Origin of the sequence: Dyella sp. ASV21 (genome assembly GCF_016428975.1) — a bacterium.
Lineage (GTDB): Bacteria > Pseudomonadota > Gammaproteobacteria > Xanthomonadales > Rhodanobacteraceae > Dyella.
The window spans coordinates 1-16,126 of sequence record NZ_JAELTT010000084.1 but is presented as its reverse complement, the minus strand read 5'-3'; the positions used below and the strand labels follow the sequence as shown (position 1 = coordinate 16,126).

The following is a 16,126-nucleotide window of genomic DNA, read 5'->3' as shown; positions in this document are numbered from 1 at the left end:
GGCATGCTCGGGGCGAGCGTCCCGATCGGATGCAAACGGCTGACGTCGACCCTGCTGTTCGACATCCATGGCAGACCTAGTGAGTTCCCCCCGGAATTGACCGCAGTCTAAGACGCTCTCGAGCCGATCGCCATCGACCGAATGGCGGAGCTAGGCGACGCATCACACAGGGTTTGTGACTTGGGTCGGCTTGGTGCGCCGACGGCCGCCAAGCCACCCGCTCAGTCGAGGAAGCCGCCAATCACATCGTTGAGGAAGCGCTGGCCCAGGGCCGTGGTGTGCAGGCGGCCAGGGTCATCGGTGAGCCAGCCACGTTGCCGGGCAGCGGCCAGCGCCGGGGTGATGCGCTCGGCGGGCAGGCCGGTGCGCTCGGTGAAATCCGCCATCGGCACGCCGTCGATCAGGCGCAGGGCATTGAGCATGTATTCGAACGGCAGCTCGTCCACGGCGACCGGGCCATCCCCGCCGATGCGGCCGGCTTCGCCGGGCGCAGTCAGGTAGGCCTTGGGGTGACGGGTTTTCCACCGACGCAGCACTTGGCCCGCTTGCACGTCGGTGACCTTGCCGTGCGCCCCCGCGCCAATACCCAGGTAGTCGCCAAAGCGCCAGTAGTTGAGGTTGTGTGCGCAGCGCCGATCGGGCTGCGCATAGGCGGACACTTCGTACTGGGCGTAGCCGGCAGCGGCCAGCCGCTGTTCGCAGGCCTCCTGCATGGCCCAGGCGTGGTCGTCATCCGGCAGTGGCGGTGGGTTGGCTGCGAATGCGGTATTGGGTTCCAGGGTGAGCTGGTAATGGGAGATATGCGTGGGGGCCAGCGCGATCGCCCGCTCCACGTCCGCCAGCGCACCTTCCTGCGTTTGCTGGGGCAGGGCGTACATCAGGTCGAGGTTGATGTTGCCGTAGCCGGCATCCTGGGCCGATTTCACCGCCGCCTCCGCCTCGCTGGCGGAGTGGATGCGGCCAAGTCGGCGCAGCTTGTCGTCGTCAAAACTCTGGATGCCGAAGGAAAGCCGGTTTACCCCGGCGGCCAGATAGCCGTCGAAACGTCCGTGCTCCACCGTGCCGGGGTTGGTTTCCAGCGTGATTTCGGTGCCGGCGGGCAGTGCAAGTCGCTCGCGCACGCCATCCAGGAAGCGTTCGACCAGTTCCGGCGCGAACAGGCTGGGGGTGCCACCACCGAAGAACACGCTGTGAATCGGCCGGTCATGCGCGGCGGCGCCGAAATCGCGAAGGTCCGCGTCCAGGTCGGCGAGCAGGGCATCCACATAGGTGGCGTACGGTGGCGGCTCGCCCTTCACCCCATGCGAGTTGAAGTCGCAGTACGGGCATTTCTTCACGCACCACGGCATGTGGACGTACAGCGATAGCGGCGGCGCGATCAGGTTCATGATTCAGAGGTGGGGCGCGGCAAGGCCGGCGCGTAGCTGGGCCAGGGCGCGGCCGCGATGGCTGATGCGGTTCTTCAGCCCCGGCGGCAGTTCGGCCGCGCTCGACGTTTCCCCGTCCGGCAGGAACAGCGGATCGTAGCCAAAGCCCTGGGTGCCGCGCTGCTCGGTAAGCACGCGGCCGTGCCAGCGGCCTTCGGCGATCAGCGGCGCCGGGTCGTCGGCGTGGCGCAGCAGCACCAGTGCGCAGATGAAGAACGCGCCGCGCTGTTCAGTCGGCACACCGTCCAGTTCGCGCAGCAGCTTGGCGTTGTTGGCGACGTTGTCGCCGTGGCGGCCGCTGTAACGGGCCGAATACAGGCCCGGAGCGCCGCGCAGGTATTCCACGCACAGGCCCGAGTCGTCCGCCAGTGCGGGTTGGCCGCTGATTCGCGAGGCGTGACGTGCCTTGAGTAGCGCGTTTTCCACGAAGGTGAGGCCGGTTTCTTCCACGTCCTCCACATCGTACGCCGACTGCGGCACAAAGCTCAGGCCGCTTTCGGCGAGCAGCTCATTGAACTCGGCCAGCTTGCCGGGGTTGCTGCTGGCCAGAACGATACGCGACATGAATTACTCCGAAAGCAGGTCAAAAGCCGGGGCGTAGTCGACCCGGCCGCCATAGCCGTCCAGGCCGCCGGCTCGCAGGGCCAGGGCCATGAAGGCATCGCCGCCGCCGTAGACGTCTTGCAGGCCATGATGCGAGGCGGGCGCAAAACCGAAGCGCGTGTAATAAGCCGCTTCGCCCAGTACCACCACGGCGCGTACATGGCCGTTCTCGCGCAAGGCATCGAGCGACTGGCGGATCAGGGCATCGCCGATGCCCTGTTTTTGGTACGCGGGCATCACGCCCACCGGCGCCAATCCAAGCACACGACCGTCGTCGCCCCGTGCGATGCGCACGGGCGAATACAGCACATGCGCGATCACGCGGCCTTGCGCTTCGGTCACCCATTCCAGCGTGGCGTCGCCATCGACGCGCAGGCGCTGGACCAGATCGGCCTCGTCGGCACGTCCGAATGCCGCGCGTTCAACGGCCAGCGCGGCGTCCAGGTCGTCCGTGCGCAGGGGGCGAGTGACGATCATGGGTGGCTCAGTGTTGTTCCAGGGCTGCGCGTTGCGCCGCTACCAGTTCACCGATGCCCTTTTCGGCCAGGGCGAGCAACGCATCCATTTCATCGCGGCGGAAGGCATGGCCCTCGGCCGTGCCTTGCACCTCGATGAAGCCGCCGCCGTCGTTCATCACCACGTTCATGTCGGTGTCGCAGTTAGCGTCTTCGGCGTAGTCGAGATCGAGCACCGGCATGCCCTGATAGATGCCCACCGAGACAGCGGCCACGGCGCCGACCACCGGATTGCGGCGAAGGTTCTCGCGCTTCATCAGCAGGCTGATCGCGTCCACCAGGGCCACATAGGCACCGGTAATGGCGGCGGTCCGGGTGCCTCCGTCGGCCTGCAACACGTCGCAGTCAAGCGTAATTACGCGCTCGCCCAGGGCCTGGCGGTCCACGCAGGCGCGCAGGCTACGGCCGATCAGGCGCTGGATTTCCATGGTGCGGCCACCCTGGCCGCCGCGGGCCGCTTCGCGCTGGGTACGCGTGCTGGTGGCGCGCGGCAGCATGCCGTATTCGGCGGTGATCCAGCCCTCGCCCTTGCCGCGCAGCCACGGCGGCACGCGGTCTTCGATGCTGGCGGTGCACAGCACGCGGGTATCGCCATAGCTGATCAGTACGGAACCCTCGGCGTGGCGGGTGTAGTGGCGTTCGATGGTGACGGTGCGCAGCTGGTCGCTGGCGCGGCCACTGGGGCGGCTGGAGGAAGTCATGGGATAGGGGGCCTTAAGGATTGGGCAAGGCAGGGCGGGAGAGTTTACCATTGCGCCCTTTCCCGTTATTCGAAGGCCCCCGATGATCCGCAGCATGACGGCTTATGCCTCCGCCGAAGCGACCGGCCCCGCCGGCGCGCTCAGCTGCGAGCTGCGCACGGTGAACCATCGGTACCTGGAACTGAGCCCGCGCCTGCCCGATGAGCTGCGCGTGTTCGAGTCGATTCTGCGCGAGCGCATTGCCGCCCGCCTTTCGCGCGGCAAGGTGGACGTGACGGTGCGCCTGCGTGGCGACGCGCGCGGCGAGTCGTTGCAGGTCAATGCCGGCATGCTGGCGCGCCTGTCCGAGCTGGCGCTGGACCTGGAGGCGCGCTTCCCGCGCATGAACATCGAATTCACCGAATTGCTGCGCTTTCCGGGCGTGCTGCAGCAGGCCGAGGTGGATCCGGACGTGCTGCAGGCTGCGTTGATCGATGTGCTCGAGCGTGCGCTGGATGCGCTCACCGCCACCCGCGAGCGCGAGGGCGCCAAGCTGGCCGAATTGCTCAAGGATCGCCTGGACGCCATCGAGCGCATCGTGGCCGAGGTGCGCGGTTTCATGCCGCAGATCCGCGAAGGCCTGCGTGCTCGCCTGGAATCGCGCCTGGCCGACATCAAGCAGCCCGCCGATCCGGGCCGCCTGGAGCAGGAGCTGGTGCTGCAGATCACCCGCAGCGATGTGGATGAGGAGCTCGATCGCCTCAGTACCCATATCGCCGAAACCCGCCGCGTGCTGGGCACCAAGGAGCCCATCGGCCGTCGCCTGGACTTCCTCATGCAGGAGTTCAACCGCGAAGCCAATACACTCGGCTCCAAGGCCGTGGACGCCCGCAGCACCAATGCCGCGGTAGAGCTGAAGGTGCTGATCGAGCAGATGCGCGAACAGGTGCAGAACATCGAATGAGTACCGACATGCCCCAGTCCGAGAGCGCCGAAGGCACGCTGTTCGTGGTGGCTGCGCCTTCGGGCGCGGGCAAGTCCACCCTGGTCAATGCGCTGCTGGAGCGCGAGCCGGCCATTTCGCTCTCCATTTCGCACACCACGCGCCCGCCGCGTCCGGGCGAGCAGTACGGTCGCCACTATTACTTTGTGGAGCGCGCGACGTTTGAGCAGGAGATTGCCGACGGCATTTTCCTGGAGCATGCCGAAGTGCACGGCAACCTGTACGGCACCTCGCGTACCACGGTGAACACCTTGCTGACGCAAGGGCGTGACGTACTGCTGGAAATCGATTGGCAGGGCGCGCGGCAGATCCGCAAGAGCAAGCCCGATTGCGTCAGCGTGTTTATCCTGCCGCCCTCGCGTACAGAGCTGGAGCGTCGCTTGCGCGGCCGCGGCTCGGACAGCGCGGAGGTGATCGCGCGCCGCCTGCACAACTCGCGCGAGGAAATTGCCCACGCGCACGAGTTCGACTACATCATCATCAATGATGATTTCGAGGTGGCGTTGGGCGACCTGCAGGCCATCGTGCGCGCCGTGCGCCAGCGCAGCCCGTTGCAGTGGTTGCGGCATGAGGCACTGATCCAGGATTTGCTGGCCTGATTCAGGGGCGAGGGCCGGGGCGACGCTCCCGGCTGGCGCCAGTGCGCGCACGGCAAGCTCTTGCGTAGGCGCAAGCCCCTGTTTTGTTAGCGGAAGCTGAGCACATGGGCCTTTGTCTCATGGCCTTCACCGACGTATTCAGCTAACGTGGCCGCTTTCACTTGCCCCAAGTCCCCCACATGACCGAGCCCACCCGCGCCAAGCCCGACGACAACGCCCTGGTGCGTGTCCGTGGCCTGACCACGGTGCTCAATGGCAAGAAGGTGTTCGACGCGCTGGACATGGATATCCCGCGCGGCAAGATCACCGCCATCATGGGCCCCAGCGGTACCGGCAAAACCACCTTGCTCAAGCACATCACCGGCCAGATGCGCGGCGACGCGGGCGAGGTGTGGGTGGACGGCAACCAGGTGTCCGCGCTGTCGCGCGACAAGTTGTTCGAGCTGCGCGAGCGCATCGGCTACCTGTTTCAGAACTCCGCGCTGCTCACCGATTTCGACGTGTTCGAGAACGTGGCGTTTCCGCTGCGTCAGCACACCCAGCTGCCGGAAGTGCTGATCCGCAACATTGTGCTGACCAAGCTGCAGGCCGTGGGCTTGCGCGGGGCGGCCGGGTTGATGCCAACGGAGCTCTCCGGCGGCATGGCGCGTCGCGTGGCGCTGGCACGGGCGATCGTGTTCGACCCGATGTTGATCCTGTACGACGAACCCTTCGTCGGCCTGGACCCGATCGCGCTCAATCAGGTACTCAAGCTGATCCGCACGCTCAACGAGACGCTGGGCATCACCAGTGTGCTGGTGGCGCATGAGCTGGAAGCGATCAAGCAGGTGGCTGATCACATCTACCTCATTGCCAATGGCAAGGTGGTGGCGCAGGGCGATCCCAAGACCATTGCCGACGACGGCTCGCCCTGGACGCGGCAGTTTTTCGGTGGCGAATCGGACGGCCCGGTGCCGTTCCAGTATCCGGCCGGTGACCTGGGCGCGTCGCTGGGCTTTCCACGGAGGGGCGCATGAGCGTGTCCATGAGTCCTAACAACATTGTGCTGCGCTCGCTGTCGCAGATCGGCGAATGCGGCCTGTTCCTGCTGCGCATCCTGGCCGCGGTGCCGCGCAGCCTGCGTCACATCCGCGAGACCGTGCGCCAGCTCTGGTTCGTGGGCGCCATGAGCCTGATCATCATCATGGTCTGCGGTTTGTTCGTGGGCATGGTGCTGGGCCTGCAGCTGTATGACGTGCTGTCGATTTTCGGCGGCACCTCGGCTACCGGTACCGTGGTGGCCATAGCCATCTATCGCGAGCTGGGCCCGGTGGTTACCGCCTTGCTGTTTGCTGGCCGCGCCGGCACGTCGGTCACCGCCGAGATCGGCCTGATGCGTGCCACCGACCAGATCGCCGCGATGGAGATGATGGCCGTCGACCCGATCGCCTACGTGGCCGTGCCACGCTTCCTGGCCGGCGTCATCGCCATGCCGCTGCTGTGCTGCGTGTTCTGCGCGCTGGGCATCTTTGGCGGCCATCTGGTGGGCGTGAACTGGCTGGGCATCGACAACGGCACCTTCTGGTCGAACATGACCGCCACCGTCGATCTGATGAAGGACGTGGTGAACGGCGTGTTGTGGAAGAGTGTGGTGTTCGGCGCCGTGGTATCGCTCATCGCCGTATTCCAGGGCTACACCACGCCGCCGACCAGCGAAGGCGTGGCCTATGCCACCACCCGTACCGTCGTCGCCTCGTCCATCGCCATTCTGGCGCTCGATTTCGTGCTCACCGCCTTCCTGATGTGAGCGTTGCCATGACTGCTATCAACCACTTTGCATTGAGGAACGTGCCGTGAGCCAGAGACCATCCTATGCCGTCGGCACCGGCCTGTTCATCGTGCTTGGCTTTGCCGCCCTGGGCTATCTCGCCACCCAGACCACGTCGGTGGCCAATACGAGCCGAGGCCCCAGTTACACCGTCGAGGCGCACTTCGCCAACATCGGCCAGCTCAAGGAGCGCGCGCCGGTGAAGGTGGCCGGTGTGCGCATTGGCCAGGTCAAGTCGATCGTGCTCGACCCGGGCAAGGAGACCGCCGATGTGAAGCTGGCGATCGACCAGCGCTACAGCCAGATTCCCGAAGATTCGGTCGCCACCATCTTTACCAGCGGCCTGCTGGGCGATCAGTACGTGGGCATCCAGTACGGCAGCTCCAAGAAGCTGGTGACGGAGGGCGGCACCCTGGTGCTGACGCGTCCGGCGCAGCAGCTGGAGGAAATGCTCGGCAAGTTCTTCGGCGCCGGCGGCGCGGCGGACAACCTTTCCGGCAGCTACGTGGTCAAGGCGCGCTTCACCAATATCGGCGCCCTTTCGGTGGGTGCGCCGGTGAAGATGGCTGGCGTAGCCATCGGCAGCGTACAGTCGGTATCGGCCGACCCGGTCAAGCTGGACGCCGAGGTGACGCTGGCCATCGATAAAAAGTACGACCAGATCCCGGACGACTCGGCGGCCGCCGTGTTCACCAGTGGTTTGATCGGCACCCAGTACGTTGCCATCCAGCCCGGCGGCTCGCCGGATATGCTGAAGAACGGCGACGAGATGGTGCTGACCCAATCGGCGCTGCAGATCGAGGATCTGATCGGCAAGTTCCTGGTCAGTGGTTCGCCCAGTGACAAGAAGGATGCCGACAATGGCAAGGCCGCTGGCGACAAGTCAGGCGACAAGCATTGAGTCAGCCCTGGGCGTCCCGATATTCCCCCCGGATCATCTTTAGGAGTTATCCCATGTTGCGCAGTCTGGCTATCGCCACCGCCATTGCCTTCGGTGGTGCGCTCGTCGCCCCCGTCTTTGCCCAGGATGCCCCCGCGGCCGCCGCGGCCCAGCAGAGCCCGGTACAGGTGGTGCAGGCCATCTCCGACCAGCTCGGCAGCGCCATCGAGGGTCATCAGGCGCAGTTGAAGAACAATCAGGAAAAGCTGATCGGCGTGATCGACGACGTGTTCCTGCCGCACTTCGATATCGACTACGCCTCGATTCTGGTGCTGGGCCAGCACGCTCGCGAAGCCTCGCCGGAACAGCGCGCCCGCTTCGCCAAGGCGTTCTACAACTCCATCACCCATCGTTACGCCGAAGGCCTGCTCAACTACACGCGCGGTCGCGTGAAGGTGCTGCCGTTCTCTGGTGACCTCAACGACAAGCGCACCATCGTGCGCACGCAAGTGGTACTGGATGACGGCAAGACCGTCGCCGTCGACTATGCCTTCCGCAAGAGCCGCGACGGCAGCTGGAAGGCCTACGACGTGATCATCGAAGGCATTTCCTACGTCACCAACTACCGCAACCAGGTGGATGCGGAAATCCGTAAGGTCGGCATCGATCAGCTCACCACCAACCTGGAAACCCAGGGTGAGAAGGCGCTGGAGACGATGGAGAAGGACACCAAGGGCGCGTCCAAGTGACCGCGGCCGCGGCCAGCGCTACGGTGCGGGTCGAGGACGTATCGCCGGATGCCGTGAAGGTGTCCGGCGAGCTCACGTTCGCCAGTGCGGCCGCCGCCCTGGACGCCATTTCCTTGTCGGTGTCACGCGATGGCCGCCAAGTGCTCGACCTGGGCGGCGTCACCCGCACCGATAGCGCTGGCCTGGCCTGCGTGTTGGCCGTGGTGGCCAGTGCAGCGGAGCAGGGGCGCCCGCTCACGGTGCGTCACATGCCCGAGGGCATGCAACTGCTGGCACGCGTGTGCGAGGTGGAGGGCCTGCTGGCTTGATCCCGGCTCGCTTGGACACGAAAAAGGGGCCTTTAGGCCCCTTTTTTATTGCCGCGTCGGCAGTCGGTCAGTTCTTGACCGGCTGCGTCGTCTGCGCGGGCTGCTGTTGTTGCTTGTTTTCCCACTTGTGCTGTTCGTCCAGCAGCTCGTCGGGATCGAAGTTCTTGTCCTTCAGGCCCTGCATCTGCTCGATCACGTCGGTCGGCGGGTTGCCGTCGTAGAGCTGGTAAAGGCGCTGCTGGCGATAGGCGTCGCGCATGAAGGCGTAAGGGTCGTAAGCCGACTCCAGGAAACTCTCGGCGTCGATGCCGCGCGAGCGCAGCGTTACCAGGTAGAACACCTGCGGCAGGTATTCCTGGTGGTATTCGAAGTCGTGGTTGCGCGTGTAGTAGCTCAGCGGGTCGAAGAAGTAGCTGTCCACCGGCAGGCGCCAGACATCGCGCGCCGTGGTCGGGCCGATGAACGGCAGCACCAGGTATGGACCTTCCGGCAGGCCCCAGCGGGCCAGGGTGATGCCGAAGTCGGTTTCATCCAGCGGCATGCCGAGCTGGCTGGCGGGGTCGAAAAAGCCGCCAATGCCCAGCGTCAGGTTGACGATAAAGCGCCCACCGCTTTGCGCCGCCTGCAGCGGACGGGCCTGCAGCAGGTCGTTGGCCACCGTGATCGGCAGGCGGATATTGGTGTAGAAGTCGCTGAATGCGCGGCGCACCGTAGGGTTGGTGACCTTGCGGTAGCCCACCGCTACCGGACGGATCACAGCCTTGTCCACGGAATCGTTGAACGAGTAGACGTCCCGATTGAATTTTTCGTAGGGATCGTCCGTGCGTGGTTTGGCGATCGCACAGCCGGCCAGCAGGCCGATGGCGATCAGCGGCAGGCTGCGCTTGAAGAGGGTGTGGAGCAAGGACGGCATCGGGGCAACAGTCCTGATGATAGGGTGGGGGCGCAATATTGTACTGCTTGGTTTTTTATTATGTACAGGCCTCCCTTAGTCTTGGGACGCAGGGCCGCAGGTCGCCTGAACCGCGCATCATACGGGTTGCTGCATTGCCAGCAAAGCGGCCGCTGGCTACACTGACAGGTGATAAGTCGCTTTGTTCCTTAAGGATTTCAGATGGCCCGCATTACCGTCGAAGACTGCCTGCAGGTAGTCGACAACCGCTTCGAACTGGTGCTGATGGCGACCAAGCGCGCCCGCCAGCTCGCCAACGGTGCCGAGCCGGCAGTCAACCCCGATCACGACAAGCCGACCGTGCTTGCCCTGCGTGAAATCGCCGACCGCCGCATTGACCAGGCTACCATCGACGAGATCGATAAGGCCGAGCGTGAGCGCGCCGAGCGCGAGGCGCTGGAGTGGGCCGCCGCCGAAGTCGACGACGACCTCTCCAAGGGTGGAGATGACTGATGGATGGCGGCGGCTGTAGTCAGCGCACCGATGGCGCCGGCAAGTCCGGTGTTTCGCGCTGCCTGAAAGCCGTCGGCCCTGCCCACATCGCGCGCCACGAGGCGGTCGCCTGAGCGGGGAGCGTACATCCATGCCGGCCGTCACGGACTCCTCTGCATCGGATACGTCGACGCTGCCTCCGTACGTGCTGGCGCTGAAAGAACGCGTGGCCTACCTGCCCGAGCCACAGGTGGCGCGGGTCATTCGTGCGTACGAAGTGGGCGCCGTGGCCCATCAAGGCCAGGCCCGCAAGAGCGGCGAGCCCTACATCACGCATCCCGTGGCGGTCGCCGGCATCCTCGCCGAGCTGGGCCTGGACGCCGAGACGATCATCGCGGCGATCCTGCACGACACGCTGGAAGACACCACCTTGAGTCGCGCCGAATTGGCGGGCGAGTTTGGCGAAACCGTGTCCGAGCTGGTCGACGGTGTTACCAAGCTGGACAAGATGAGCTTCAGCAGTCGCCAGGAGGCGGATGCGGAGAGCTTCCGCAAGATGCTGCTGGCGATGGCGCGTGACCTGCGCGTCATCCTGATCAAGTTGGCCGATCGCCTGCACAACATGCGCACACTGGGCGCGAAAGACTCTTCCTCGCGCCGCCGCATTGCGCGCGAGACGCTGGAGATCTATGCGCCGATCGCGCAACGCCTGGGCATGAACAAGTTCAAGGCAGAGCTGCAGGACCTGGGCTTTCGCGCGCTGTATCCCGATCGCTACCGCGTCATCAGCGAGCGCATCCGCGCCGCGCTGGGCAATCGTCGCGAAGCCATGGGCAAGATCGAAACGGCGCTGTCCGCGCGCCTGACCGCCGAGCACCTGTCGGTGCGTGTGGTGGGTCGCATCAAGTCGCCGTGGAGCATCTATTCGAAGATGCGCAACGAGCACAAGAGTTTCGCTCAGTTGATGGATGTGTACGGTTTTCGCGTGGTGGTGGATTCCGCCATGAGCTGCTACATGGCGCTCGGCGCGGTGCACAGCCTGTACAAGCCGGTGGATCGCCGCTTCAAGGATTTCATCGCCATTCCCAAGGCGAACGGTTACCAGTCGCTGCACACCGTGCTGCTGGGGCCGTTTGGTGCGCCGATCGAGGTGCAGATTCGCACGGCGGAAATGGATTCGGTGGCCGAGCGAGGCGTCGCCGCACATTGGGCCTACAAGACCGATTCCGGCCCGGCCAACAGCGCGCAGGCGCGTGCGCGCGAATGGCTGGCCTCGCTGGCCGATAGCCAGGCGCATACGGTTTCGTCGTCCGAGTTCATCGAGAACGTCAAAATCGACCTGTTCCCGGACGAGGTGTACTTGTTCACCCCGCGCGGCGACATCCTGGCTTTGCCGCGCAATGCGACGGCGCTGGATTTCGCCTATGCCGTGCATACCGATGTGGGTGACCACGCGGTGGCTGCGCGCGTGGACAAGAAGCTGGTGCCGCTGCGCACGCGACTGGAGTCGGGCCAGCTGGTGGAGATCATTACCGCGCCGTCGGCCCTGCCGAATCCGGCGTGGCTGGAGTCGGTGGTAACCGGCAAGGCGCGTACGGCGATTCGCCAGTACCTCAAGCATCTGCAGCACGAGGACGCGGTGGACTTCGGTCATCGCATGCTCGATCGCGCGCTCGATGCACTGGGTACCAGCCTGGATGCGGTTCCGCCGGCGGTGTTGGATCGGTTCCTGGAAACCTCCAAGTTCAAGCGCCTGGAGGAATTGCTCTCCGATATCGCGCTGGGCAATCGCATGCCGCATCTGGTGGCCAGTCAGCTGGTGGCGGCGCGCGGCAAGAAGGCCGGCGACGTGCAGCAGGCGTCGCATGTGGCCGAGAAGATTCATATCACCGGCGCCGAGCGCGGCGTGCTCAGCTTCAGCAACTGCTGCCATCCGTTGCCGGGCGACGAGATCATTGGTTATCTCTCCTCGGGCAAGGGCATCGTGGTGCATCGCGTGGAATGTCCCAACGTGGTGGAACTGCGCAAATCGCCGGAGCGTTGCGTGGCCATCGAGTGGGATCGCGATGTGCAGGGCGACTACCGCGCCGAGCTGCGCATCGAGGTCATCAATCGCCCGGGCGTGCTCGCCACCGTGGCAGCGGCCATCGCCGCGGCCAACTCGAACATCGAGAATGTGGAATACGTCGAGCGCGATGCTGCAGCGGCCACGCTCCTGTTCGCGCTGGAAGTGAAGAACCGCAAACATCTGGCCGATGTCATTCGCCGCGTGCGCCGTACCGGCGTGGTCAGCGGCGCTTATCGCTACCCCCTGTAAGCGCGTTGCGCGGGACAGCGCTCCGAACTCGCCTTACACTCTGCGTTTTCCATCTTGCGCAGAGGGTTTGCCATGTCCCGCAGCATCATCGCCACCGACAAGGCTCCGGCCGCCATTGGCCCGTATTCGCAAGCGGTGCGCGCCGGCGACACGGTGTATTTCTCCGGCCAGATTCCGCTCGACCCCGCCACGGGCGCCCTGGTCGAGGGTGATATCGCCGCGCAGACGCGCCGTGTGTTCGACAACCTCAAGGCGGTGGCGGAGGCGGCCGGTGGCTCGCTCGACAAGATCGTGCGCGCAGGCATCTATGTGACCGATCTGGCCAACTTCGCCACCGTGAACGCGGTGATGGCGGAGTACTTCCAGGCGCCGTTCCCGGCGCGCTCCACCATCGAGGTTTCCGGCCTGCCCAAGGGTGCCCAGGTGGAAGTGGACGCCGTGATGGTGCTCGACTGATCGACAGGCCCGAGTGGCACCGACAGGCCGCTGGCTCTGGCCGGCTGCGCGTTGGGCGCCCGCTCGGGTAGGCTTCGTACATGCCGCCTTCTAGCGCTCGCGTCAGTTCTTCGCCCAGCCTCGATCCCGGTGCGACGCCGGTATCGGCGCTGCCGGGCGTGGGCCCGGCGCTGGCTGAGACGCTGGCGCGATTGGGGCTGGAGCGGGTGCAGGATCTTTGGTTCCACCTGCCGCTGCGCTACGAAGACCGCACCCGTGTCACCGCCATTGCCGATCTTCGTCCCGGCGAGCGCGCGCAGGTGGCGGGAGTGGTGGAGGCCGTCGATCGCGGCTTTCGTTATCGACCACAGTTGAAGGTTGCCATCGGCGACGACTCGCAGCACACCTTGACGCTGCGCTTCTTCCATTTTCGGCGCAGCCAGTCCGATCAACTGCAGCCCGGCACGCGCCTGCTTTGCTTCGGCGAAGTGCGCCAGGGGCCGCAAGGGCTGGAGATGGTGCATCCCCAATATCAGCGCCTGGGGGATGGCGAAGCCGTCGCCGTGGAGGAGCTGCTGACGCCGGTGTATCCGACCACCGAAGGCTTGGGTCAGAAGCGCCTTGCTGGCGTCATCGCCAAGGCGCTGGCCTGGTTGCCACCGGAAGCCCAGCTGGAGCTGATTCCACCGGCGCTGTGCCAGGAGCACGGGCTGACCTCTTTGCGCGACGCCTTGCTCTATGTGCATCGGCCACCGCCGGACGCGCATATGGGGCAGCTCACGACGGGGCGCCATCCGGCGCAGCAGCGACTGGCCTTCGAGGAATTGCTGACCCAGCATCTCAGCCTCAAGCGTATGCGCGCCGCTGTGCGGCGCCGACATTCGCCTAGCCTGCGCGGCACGGGCCAGTTGCGCGAACGCTTGCTGGCGAGTCTGCCGTTTGGCCTCACGGGGGCTCAGCAGCGTGTGAGTCGCGATATTGCCGCGGATATCGAGCAGACCAAGCCCATGCTGCGGCTGGTACAAGGCGATGTCGGCAGCGGCAAGACCATTGTGGCGGCCTTGGCGGCGCTGGCGGCGGTGGAATCGGGTCAGCAGGTGGCGCTGGTCGCGCCCACCGAATTGCTGGCCGAGCAGCATCTTTCGCATTTCCGTCATTGGTTCACGCCACTTGGTGTCGAGGTGGTGTGGCTGGCCGGCAAGGTGGCTGGTAAGGCGCGCCAGCAAGCCCTGGCACGCGTCGCCGCGGGTGCGTCCGTGGTCATTGGTACACATGCGCTGATGCAGGAAGGCGTGGCGTTTGCTCAGCTCGGGCTGGTGATCGTGGACGAGCAGCATCGTTTCGGTGTGCAGCAACGCCTGGCCTTGCGCGACAAGGGTGCCCAGCATGAGCGGGGCCTGGTACCGCATCAGTTGGTACTTACCGCTACCCCGATTCCGCGCACGCTGGCCATGAGTGCCTATGCTGACCTGGATGTATCCGCTATCGATGAACTGCCGCCAGGGCGTACGCCGGTGCAGACCATCGCCATTTCCAATGCGCGCCGCTTCGATGTGATCGAGCGCATCCATGTCGCCTGCCGCGAAGGCCGGCAGGTGTACTGGGTGTGCACGCTGATCGAGGAGTCCGAGCAGTTGCGCGCACAGGCGGCGGAAGTGGCGCATGCCGAGCTTTCCAGCGCATTGGACGATTGCCGCGTGGGCCTGATTCATGGGCGCATGAAGCCCAAGGAAAAGCAGGCGGTGATGGATGCCTTCAAGGCGGGCGAGTTGTCAGTGCTGGTCGCCACCACCGTGATCGAGGTCGGTGTGGATGTGCCCAATGCCAGTTTGATGGTGATCGAGAACAGCGAGCGACTGGGGCTCGCGCAGCTGCATCAGTTGCGCGGGCGCGTAGGGCGTGGCGCCATCGCGTCCAATTGCGTCTTGCTCTATCAGCCGCCGCTGGGACAGTTGGCGCAGGAGCGCTTGCAGGTGATGCGCGAAACCAACGATGGCTTCCGCATTGCCGAGAAGGATCTTCAATTGCGTGGCCCTGGCGAGGTGCTGGGAACGCGCCAGACGGGCCAGCTCAGTTTCCGCATCGCGGACCTGGCCCGTGATGTGCATCTGCTGCCGGCCGTCCAAGAGGTGGGTGCCCACTTGCTTGAGCAGCATCCGCAGCAGGCCGAACAGTTGATTGCCCGCTGGATCGGCGGCGCCGCGCGCTACGCGCACGCCTAGTCGGTGGTGGCGCGCTCAGGGCGCGGGTCTTGTCCGGGTGCGAACCCGGCCACGCCGGATAACGGGCACTTCCACTGTCTGGGGGTTTGCCTCCATCGCGCAAACTTCTAAGCTAACCGGTTCAAACACGATGATGACGCCCATGAGCACCGCGCAACTGCTGATCGACACCGACCCGGGCGTAGACGACGCGCTCGCCATTCTCATGGCGCACGCCCATGCCGAGGTGCTGGGCTTGAGCATCGCCGCCGGCAACGTCGGCCTTGGCCATACCGTGCGCAACGCGCGCACACTGGTGGATCTGGTGGGGGTGGCCACACCGGTATTTGCCGGTTGCCCGACGCCGCTGGTGCGTCTGCCCGAAGAGGATGCGGTGCATGTGCACGGCGCGGATGGCCTGGGTGATGTGGGCTTCGCTGAGCCGGTGGCCATCGCCTCTGACGAGCATGCGGTGCAGGCCATCCTCCGACTGACCCGCGAGCATCCGGGGTTGACCCTGGTGGCCCTGGGGCCGCTGACCAATCTGGCGCTGGCGGTGCGGTTGGACCCTGCGCTGCCGCAGCGCGTAAAACGTCTGGTCATCATGGGCGGTGCGGTAACTGGCCTGGGCAACACCGGCAAGATCCCCGCCGAGTTCAATATCGGTTTTGATCCAGAGGCGGCGCACGTGGTGTTCGAGGCGTTTCCGATGTTCGACCTGGTCGATTGGGAAGTAGTGCTTCGTCACGCGTTCGACGATGAGGAATTCAACACCTGGATCGCTGCCGGCGACAAACGCGCGACCTTCTTCGATCAGGTGTTCGGCACCGCGCGTGCCTTCAATGCCAAACGTGGTCGCCGTGGTGTGATCGCCGCCGATGCATTGGCGATGGCGGTAGCGATCGACCCCACCATCGTCACGCGCCAGGAAGAACGTCACGTGGCGGTGGAGCTGGATGGCCGCCTGACGCGTGGCGCCACCGTGGTGGACTGGACCGATCGCCTCGGCAAGCCGGCCAACGCGCGCATCGTGATGGCGGTCGATCAGGCCCGTTTTGGTACCATGGTGCGGCGCGCGCTGGGGGCTTGAAACGCCCCTTTTGGCGGGTTGAATCGGCCAAGTCACTGACCGACTTGCCAATGGTGCCTGCCTATGGTTAAAATGCCGCTCTTTTCACCCACCGCTTTCGAGTTAGTCATGAAGCCCGATATCCATCC

Annotated in this window: 17 protein-coding genes; 12 read left to right on the top strand and 5 right to left on the bottom strand. The window is 65.2% G+C overall.

The genetic code is table 11. The features are described 5' to 3' along the window. Positions 1 to 221: 221 nt before the first annotated feature. The 4 genes from hemW to rph are packed head-to-tail and all read right to left on the bottom strand — an operon-like array spanning position 222 to position 3,246. Positions 222 to 1,388, bottom strand: coding sequence for a radical SAM family heme chaperone HemW (hemW, locus tag JHD67_RS18895; RefSeq protein WP_199100739.1), 1,167 nt, complete (start codon positions 1,386 to 1,388; stop codon positions 222 to 224). Positions 1,389 to 1,391: 3 nt separating this feature from the next. After that, positions 1,392 to 1,991 carry an RdgB/HAM1 family non-canonical purine NTP pyrophosphatase gene (rdgB, locus tag JHD67_RS18890; protein WP_199100738.1) on the bottom strand — a complete coding sequence of 200 codons (600 nt, stop codon included), beginning with the start codon at positions 1,989 to 1,991 and terminating at the stop codon, positions 1,392 to 1,394. Positions 1,992 to 1,994: 3 nt separating this feature from the next. After that, the gene (locus JHD67_RS18885; protein WP_199100737.1) at positions 1,995 to 2,507 is read right to left on the bottom strand and encodes an N-acetyltransferase; all 513 of its coding nucleotides are present in this window, start codon (positions 2,505 to 2,507) and stop codon (positions 1,995 to 1,997) included. 7 nt (positions 2,508 to 2,514) lie between these two features. Continuing rightward, entirely contained in the window at positions 2,515 to 3,246 is a 732-nt protein-coding gene (gene rph / locus JHD67_RS18880) for a ribonuclease PH (RefSeq protein WP_199100736.1), read from the bottom strand. 82 nt (positions 3,247 to 3,328) lie between these two features. On the opposite strand from rph, the gene JHD67_RS18875 reads away from it, so the two are divergent. From JHD67_RS18875 to JHD67_RS22430, 7 genes are all read left to right on the top strand, one after another. Continuing rightward, the gene (locus JHD67_RS18875) at positions 3,329 to 4,189 is read left to right on the top strand and encodes a YicC/YloC family endoribonuclease (RefSeq protein ID WP_199100735.1); all 861 of its coding nucleotides are present in this window, start codon (positions 3,329 to 3,331) and stop codon (positions 4,187 to 4,189) included. 8 nt (positions 4,190 to 4,197) lie between these two features. Beyond that, a complete protein-coding gene (gene gmk / locus JHD67_RS18870) occupies positions 4,198 to 4,827 on the top strand; it encodes a guanylate kinase (protein WP_199100734.1) in 630 nt (209 codons plus the stop codon). A gap of 179 nt (positions 4,828 to 5,006) precedes the next feature. Continuing rightward, on the top strand, positions 5,007 to 5,843 hold the full coding sequence (locus JHD67_RS18865; protein WP_199100733.1) for an ATP-binding cassette domain-containing protein: 837 nt from the start codon (positions 5,007 to 5,009) through the stop codon (positions 5,841 to 5,843). An 8-nt stretch (positions 5,844 to 5,851) separates the two neighbouring features. Next, entirely contained in the window at positions 5,852 to 6,613 is a 762-nt protein-coding gene (gene mlaE / locus JHD67_RS18860) for a lipid asymmetry maintenance ABC transporter permease subunit MlaE (protein WP_233172072.1), read from the top strand. Between the two features lie 46 nt (positions 6,614 to 6,659). Beyond that, positions 6,660 to 7,535 (top strand): outer membrane lipid asymmetry maintenance protein MlaD, encoded by an 876-nt coding sequence (gene mlaD, locus JHD67_RS18855; RefSeq protein ID WP_199100731.1) that lies wholly within the window; start codon positions 6,660 to 6,662, stop codon positions 7,533 to 7,535. A gap of 53 nt (positions 7,536 to 7,588) precedes the next feature. Next, positions 7,589 to 8,263: an ABC transporter substrate-binding protein gene (locus tag JHD67_RS18850; protein WP_199100730.1), complete on the top strand. Its 675-nt coding sequence runs from the start codon at positions 7,589 to 7,591 to the stop codon at positions 8,261 to 8,263. Next, positions 8,260 to 8,571, top strand: coding sequence for an STAS domain-containing protein (locus JHD67_RS22430; RefSeq protein WP_199100729.1), 312 nt, complete (start codon positions 8,260 to 8,262; stop codon positions 8,569 to 8,571). The genes JHD67_RS18850 and JHD67_RS22430 overlap by 4 nt, the downstream gene beginning before the upstream one ends. A 67-nt stretch (positions 8,572 to 8,638) precedes the next feature. On the opposite strand, the gene JHD67_RS18840 is transcribed toward JHD67_RS22430, so the two are convergent. After that, on the bottom strand, positions 8,639 to 9,484 hold the full coding sequence (locus JHD67_RS18840; RefSeq protein ID WP_199100728.1) for a VacJ family lipoprotein: 846 nt from the start codon (positions 9,482 to 9,484) through the stop codon (positions 8,639 to 8,641). 201 nt (positions 9,485 to 9,685) lie between these two features. Between JHD67_RS18840 and rpoZ the strand changes: the two genes are divergently transcribed. From rpoZ to JHD67_RS18815, 5 genes are all read left to right on the top strand, one after another. Continuing rightward, positions 9,686 to 9,976 (top strand): DNA-directed RNA polymerase subunit omega, encoded by a 291-nt coding sequence (rpoZ, locus tag JHD67_RS18835; protein WP_199100727.1) that lies wholly within the window; start codon positions 9,686 to 9,688, stop codon positions 9,974 to 9,976. Positions 9,977 to 10,106: 130 nt separating this feature from the next. Next, positions 10,107 to 12,272, top strand: coding sequence for a bifunctional (p)ppGpp synthetase/guanosine-3',5'-bis(diphosphate) 3'-pyrophosphohydrolase (locus tag JHD67_RS18830; protein WP_199100726.1), 2,166 nt, complete (start codon positions 10,107 to 10,109; stop codon positions 12,270 to 12,272). Between the two features lie 72 nt (positions 12,273 to 12,344). Further along, positions 12,345 to 12,728 (top strand): RidA family protein, encoded by a 384-nt coding sequence (locus tag JHD67_RS18825; protein ID WP_199100725.1) that lies wholly within the window; start codon positions 12,345 to 12,347, stop codon positions 12,726 to 12,728. Positions 12,729 to 12,808: 80 nt separating this feature from the next. Continuing rightward, complete coding sequence (gene recG / locus JHD67_RS18820; RefSeq protein WP_199100724.1) at positions 12,809 to 14,929, top strand: ATP-dependent DNA helicase RecG; 2,121 nt, start codon at positions 12,809 to 12,811, stop codon at positions 14,927 to 14,929. A 142-nt stretch (positions 14,930 to 15,071) separates the two neighbouring features. Further along, complete coding sequence (locus tag JHD67_RS18815; protein ID WP_199100723.1) at positions 15,072 to 15,998, top strand: nucleoside hydrolase; 927 nt, start codon at positions 15,072 to 15,074, stop codon at positions 15,996 to 15,998. Positions 15,999 to 16,126: the final 128 nt, after the last annotated feature.